The sequence below is a fragment of the Kitasatospora sp. NPDC091257 genome, assembly GCF_044757675.1.
In the GTDB taxonomy this organism is placed as follows: Bacteria; Actinomycetota; Actinomycetes; order Streptomycetales; family Streptomycetaceae; genus Kitasatospora; species Kitasatospora lactacystinica.
On sequence record NZ_JBIVVI010000568.1, the window covers coordinates 1 to 5,661 of the forward strand.

General features: G+C 74.8%; 3 protein-coding genes and 1 pseudogene. All 4 read right to left on the reverse strand.

The window, feature by feature from the left end; all coding sequences use genetic code 11:
• Positions 1-16: 16 nt before the first annotated feature.
• Positions 17-988 carry a carbon-nitrogen hydrolase family protein gene (locus tag ACIQOV_RS24475; protein WP_401051766.1) on the reverse strand — a complete coding sequence of 324 codons (972 nt, stop codon included), beginning with the start codon at positions 986-988 and terminating at the stop codon, positions 17-19.
• Between the two features lie 9 nt (positions 989-997).
• Positions 998-3,373, reverse strand: coding sequence for an FAD-dependent monooxygenase (locus tag ACIQOV_RS24480; RefSeq protein WP_401051767.1), 2,376 nt, complete (start codon positions 3,371-3,373; stop codon positions 998-1,000).
• A gap of 88 nt (positions 3,374-3,461) precedes the next feature.
• Positions 3,462-3,845 carry an acyl-CoA thioesterase gene (locus tag ACIQOV_RS24485; RefSeq protein WP_401051770.1) on the reverse strand — a complete coding sequence of 128 codons (384 nt, stop codon included), beginning with the start codon at positions 3,843-3,845 and terminating at the stop codon, positions 3,462-3,464.
• 33 nt (positions 3,846-3,878) lie between these two features.
• A pseudogene (locus ACIQOV_RS24490) lies at positions 3,879-5,489 on the reverse strand (AMP-binding protein); the annotation flags it as partial.
• Between the last annotated feature and the right edge of the window lie 172 nt (positions 5,490-5,661).

Below are 5,661 nucleotides of genomic sequence, written 5' to 3' on the forward strand. Positions count from 1 at the left end.
GGGCCCTCGGGGCTGGTCATGCCTCCTCCTCGGGGAGCGTCAGCGGCCGCAGCGGGCGGTTGTCCACGTGCAGCCGGAAGACGTCGAAGCGGTTGTAGTGCCCGACGATGTCGTGCATCTGCTTGGGCTGGATGCAGCGGCCGAGGTCGATCTCGGCGTAGACGACGCCCTCCTCGTCCACCAGTGGTTCGGTGACGGGGCGGCCGTCCGGACCGAAGATCCCGGACAGGGCGCTGTGCGGTCGGGCGAGCTGCTTGCGGACCTGCGGGTCGTCGCCGGCGATCAGGTCCACCATCCCGGGCGAGAGGGTGGAACAGGAGACGACGGAGAACACCTTGCCCTCGAAGCAGTGCGCGGCGGTGCGCAGCGCGATCGAGTCCGCCATGTCATAGTCCTCCGGGCCCACCGGCAGCGCGATGTAGCAGGCGGCGTGGACCAGTTCGCCCTGGGCCAGCAGGGTGAAGCGGGCCAGCGGGTTGGTGTTCTCGCCGCAGGCCAGCGCGCCGAGCGGGCCGACGGCGGTGGGGTGCACCGTGAGGGTGCTCCCGTCGCCCTGGCCCCAGGTCAGTCTCTCGGCCCAGGTCGGCATCAACTTGCGGTGGACGCTGAGGAGTTCGCCGTCCGCGTCGATGATCAGCAGGGTGTTGTACAGCAGTCCGAGGCCGGGCCCGCCGCGTTCGTTGATCCCGATCACCAGCACCACGCCGGCCTGCCGGGCGGCGGCCCGCAGGGTGTCGACGTACGGGCCGGGGACGTCGACGGCGGCCCGGTACAGGCGCTCGAACCAGGGCGAGCCCTGCACCGGGTTCATCGTCCAGTTCCAGTACGGGTAGCCGGGCACGAAGACCTCGGGGAAGACCACCAGTTCGGCGCCGTGCCCGGCCGCCTCGTGGATCAGCGCGACGGCCTTGTCGACGGTGGCGGCCGGGTCCAGGTAGACCGGGGCGGCCTGGACGGCGGCGGCGGTGAAGCGGGGCAGATGGGGCATGGCTCCTCGTCACTCCTCGGCGGTGTCGGAAGGAAGGGGCGGTGACCAGCGGCGGTGGACGGGCGCGGACGGCTCGCGCAGCAGGTGCAGGCGCGGGGCGACCCGGTCGGCGTTCGGGCCCGGCGGCCTGCGGCTGCCCGCCGTCCACGGCCCGGGCCAGCGGGCGCCCGGCCCGCTGTAGCCCCGCTCGGCGGCGGCGTGCAGGGTCCAGAGCGGGTCGTACAGCTGGGCGCGGCCGACCGCGACCAGGTCGGCCCGCCCGGCCAGCAGCACGGAGTCGGCGTCGTCGAACCCGGAGATCGCGCCGACCGCGATGGTCGGCAGACCGGTGGCGGCGCGGACCAGCTCGGCGAAGGGCGTCTGGTAGCCGCGCCCGTACGGCGGCCGCTGGTGCGCCACCACCTCGCCGGTGGAGACGTCCAGCGCGTCCGCCCCGGCCCCGGCGAGCGCGCGGCAGATCGCCACCGCCTCCTCCTCGGTGGTGCCGCCGGGCGCCCAGTCGCTCGCCGAGATCCGCACCAGCAGCGGGCGGCCGGCCGGCCAGACGGCCCGTACCGCCGTCAGCACCTCCAGCGGCAGCCGCAGCCGGTCGGCCAGCGGGCCGCCGTAGCGGTCGGTTCGGCGGTTGGTGAGCGGGGAGAGGAAGGAGGAGAGCAGGTGGCCATGGCCGAACTGGAGCTCCAGCACGTCGAAGCCGGCCCGGGCGGCCCGCTCGGCGGAGGCTGCGAAGTCCGCGGTGACGGCGGCCAGTTGGATGTCGTTCGCCTCGTGCGGAACGGGGCTGTCGGCGTCCCAGGGAAGGGCCGAGGGGGCGATCAGCGGCCAGCCTTCGGTGAGCGGGCGGCCGATGCCGTCCGGCCCGGGGGCGGTGGTCGCGCCCCGGCGGCCGGCGTGGGTCAGCTGGATGCCGAGCGGGGTGTCGCTCACCGCCCGGACGGCGCCGACGAGTTGGTGCCAGGCGGCCTCCTGGTGGTCGGTCCACAGGCCCGGGCAGCGGTCGGTGGCCCGGCCCTCGGGGCCGACCGCGGTCATCCCGGCGAGCACCAGCCCCGCGCCGCCGAGCGCGTGCCCGGTCAGCTGGGCCCGGTCGAAGCCGCTGGGCAGCGCGTCGGGGGAGGTGAAGGTGGCGAGCGGCGGCACCACGACGCGGTTGCGCAGTTCCAGTGCGCCCAGCTTCAGCGGCCGGAACATCGGCGGCACTCCGGGAGAGCCGCCGAAGGCGGTGTCCACGGCGTCCACGAAGGCGGGGTCGCGGGCCCGCAGATTGCCGTAGGTGACCCGCCGGCTGCGGGTGAGCAGGTTGAAGGCGAACCGGTCGGCGTCCTGCCCGGTCCGCCGCCCGATGGTCTCGAACCACTCCAGACTGGCCTGCGCGGCACGCTGGGTGGACTCCACCACCGGGCGCCGCTCGGCCTCGTAACCGGCCAACGCCGCGTCCAGGGTGGGCTGTTCGCTCAGTGCGGCGGCCAGGGCGAGGGCGTCCTCCAGGGCGAGCTTGGTGCCCGAGCCGATCGAGAAGTGCGCGGAGTGCGCGGCGTCGCCGAGCAGGACCACGTTGCGGTGGCGCCAGCTCGCGTTGCGCACCGTGGTGAAGCGGATCCAGCGGGAGGCGTTGGGGATCAGCCGGTGGCCGTCCAGGTGCCCGGCGAGCAGCTCCGCGCAGCGACGCACGCTCGCCAGATCGCTCTCGCCGCGCGCCGGTTCCCGTGCGGCGAGGGCCTCGAAGCCCGCACGGCGCCAGGCGTCCGCGGCCGCCTCGACGATGAAGGTCGAGCGGGTGGCGCTGTACGGGTAGGCGTGCACCTGGAGGACGCCGAAGTCGAACCTCTCGACGATGAAGGTGAAGGCCTCGAAGACCTTGTCCGTGGCGAGCCACATGTAGCGGCAGTGGCGCTCGTCCAGATCGGGGCGGAAGCTCTCCGGGAAGGCGGCCCGGGTGCCGGAGCGGATGCCGTCGGCGGCCACCACCAGGTCGTACTCGGCGGCCAGCCGGTCCACGGGCGGGGCGGGGGTCCGGTAGCGCACGTCCACCGCCAGCTCGGCGCAGCGCCGTTGCAGGACGGCGCGCAGCCGGTTGCGGTCCAGGGCGGCGAAGCCGTGGCCGCCGCTGGTGCGCACCTCGCCCGCGAAGCGGATGTCGATGTCGCTCCAGCGGGCGAACTCGGCGCTGATCGCGGCGAAGACGTGCGGGTCGGCGTGCGCGATGCCGTCCAGGGTCTCGTCGGAGAAGACCACGCCGAAGCCGAAATCGTCGTCCCGGCCGTCCCGTTCGAAGACGGTGAGCTCCCGGTCGGGCGCCAGCTGCTTGGCCAGGGCGGCGAAGTAGAGCCCGCCGGGGCCGCCGCCGATCACGGCGATCCGGGTACGGTCCCGTGCGGTGCTCATGCGGCCGCCTCGGGGGCGGTGATCGCCCCGGCACCGACAGTCGGCCCGGGGTCGACGGTCGCCCCGGCGCCGGCGGCCGTCCCGGGGCTCACGCGGCCACCTCCGGGCGCTGCGGCCCGGCCTCCGCCAGTGTGCGGCGGACCTGTGAGGGCCACGGCTCGGCGCCCCCGTCGTGCGGTGCGGAGTGCACCACCGACATCCGCCCCTTCGCGGCCAACCCGTGCGGGCCGTGCACCTCGAAGGCGTAGTGCAGCGAGGAGCCGCCGACCCGGACCACCCGCAGCTCGGTGCGGACCAGGTCGCCGAACCAGAGCCGTTCGCGGTAGTCGGCCTCGAAGTGCACCCGGGGGATCCGCCCGAACAGGTCGGCCAGTCCGAGCCGGCGCAGCAGGGCCGCCTCCGCCGCCTCGGCCCAGCGCTGCACGGCGGAGAAGTGGTAGTGCCCGGCGGCGTCGGTGTCGGACCACTCCACCCGGCGCTCGACGGTGACGCTGGCCGGGGTCGGTGCGGCCCGTCGGCGCAGCTCGGCGCGGTGCAGCTTGCCGGTCGCGGTGCGCGGCAGCCCGGGCACGAACTCGACCGCCCGCGGGTACTTGTACGGTGCGATGGCGCGCTTGACGTGCTCCTGGAGTCCGCGCGCCGTCTCCGGCCCCTCCGGGACGCCCGGGCGCAGCACCACGTACGCCGTGACCACCGTGCCGCGCCGCTCGTCCGGCGCGCCGACCACCGCGCAGTCGGCCACGTCGGGGTGGGTGGCGAGCGCCTGCTCGACCTCGGGCCCGGCGATGTTGTAGCCGGCCGAGACGATCATGTCGTCGTTGCGGGCCCGGAACCAGAAGTAGCCGTCGCCGTCCCGGACGTAGGTGTCGCCGGTGAGGTTCCAGCCGCCGCGGACGTAGTCCAGCTGGCGCTCGTCGTCCAGGTAGCGGCAGCCGGTCGGGCCCTTGACCGCCAGCATCCCGGGTTCGCCGTCCGGCACCGGACGGCCCTGCCCGTCCAGGACCGCGGCCCGGAATCCGGGGACGGGCCGGCCGGTGGAACCGGGCCGGATGTCCCCGCCGGCGGCCGAGACGAACACGTGCAGCATTTCGGTGGCGCCGATGCCGTCGATCAACCGCTGTCCGGTGGCCTTGTGGAAGGCCCGCCAGACGGCGGCGGGCAGCGGCTCGCCCGCCGAGACGCAGTGCCGCACCCCGGAGAGCCGGTCCGCCAGCCCGGCGGCCAGGATGGCCCGGTAGGCGGTCGGCGCGGTGAACAGCACGCTCGCCCGGTGCCGGCGCACCTGCTCGGCCAGTTGCTCCGGGGTGGCGTGCTCCAGCAGCAGGCCGGCGGCGCCCGCCCGCAGCGGGAAGACCAGCAGGCCGCCGAGGCCGAAGGTGAAGCCGAGCGGCGGGGTTCCGGCGAAGAGGTCCTCGGGGGTGGGGCGGAGCAGGTGGCGGGAGAAGGTGTCGGCGACGGCGAGCACGTCGCGGTGGAAGTGCAGGGTGGCCTTGGGGCGGCCGGTGGTGCCGGAGGTGAAGGCGATCAGCGCGACGTCGTCGGCGGCGGTCGGGACGGCCGGGAAATGGGCGGCCTTGGCGGCGCAGCGGGCGGTGAGGTCCTCGGAGCCGGGGCCGCCGTAGCCGAGGACGCGCAGTCCGGGGGTCCGTGCCCGGTGCAGCTCGTCCAGGAAGCGGTGGTCGCACAGGGCGAGGACGGGCCGGGCGATGCCGTGCAGTTCGGTCAGCTCGGCGGCGCGCAGCAGCGGCATGGTGGTGACGGCGACCCCGCCGGCCTTCAGCACGCCGAGCCAACAGGCCGCCAGCCAGGGGGTGTTGGGGCCGCGCAGCAGGACCCGGTTGCCGGTGGCGAGGCCGAGGTCCTCGGTCAGCAGACGGGCGATCCGGTCGGCGTGGTCGCGCAGTTCGCCGTAGGACCACCGTTCGGTGGGGGTGAGCAGGCACGGTCGGTCGGGGCCGAGGCGCTCGATGGTGTCGTCGAGCAGGGCGGCGGCGCAGTTCAGGCGATCGGGATAGGCCAACTCCGGGAGTTCGAAAAGGAGTTCGGGCCATTGCTCGGAGGGTGGGAGATGGTCTCGGCAGAACGTGTCCACGTGCGCGGAGGGTGAGAGCTCCATGGGCGGGCACCTCGTTGTGCGAGCGGGGAGTGAGGCCAGTATGGCGCGTCCGTGACGCCAGTCAAGGGAGCGATACATGCATTCGGGCGACGACCCGGCTCCCCGCCCGCTCCGGGCGCCGGGGGGCGCCGACCGTCAGCTCGTCGTCCCCCGGGCGGAGGCGTCGGGAGTG

Excerpts from the sequence above, each read along its gene's own strand:
- ACIQOV_RS24475 (WP_401051766.1), bottom strand. The coding sequence starts at position 988 with ATGCCCCATCTGCCCCGCTTCACCGCCGCCGCCGTCCAGGCCGCCCCG.
- ACIQOV_RS24480 (WP_401051767.1), bottom strand. The coding sequence starts at position 3,373 with ATGAGCACCGCACGGGACCGTACCCGGATCGCCGTGATCGGCGGCGGC.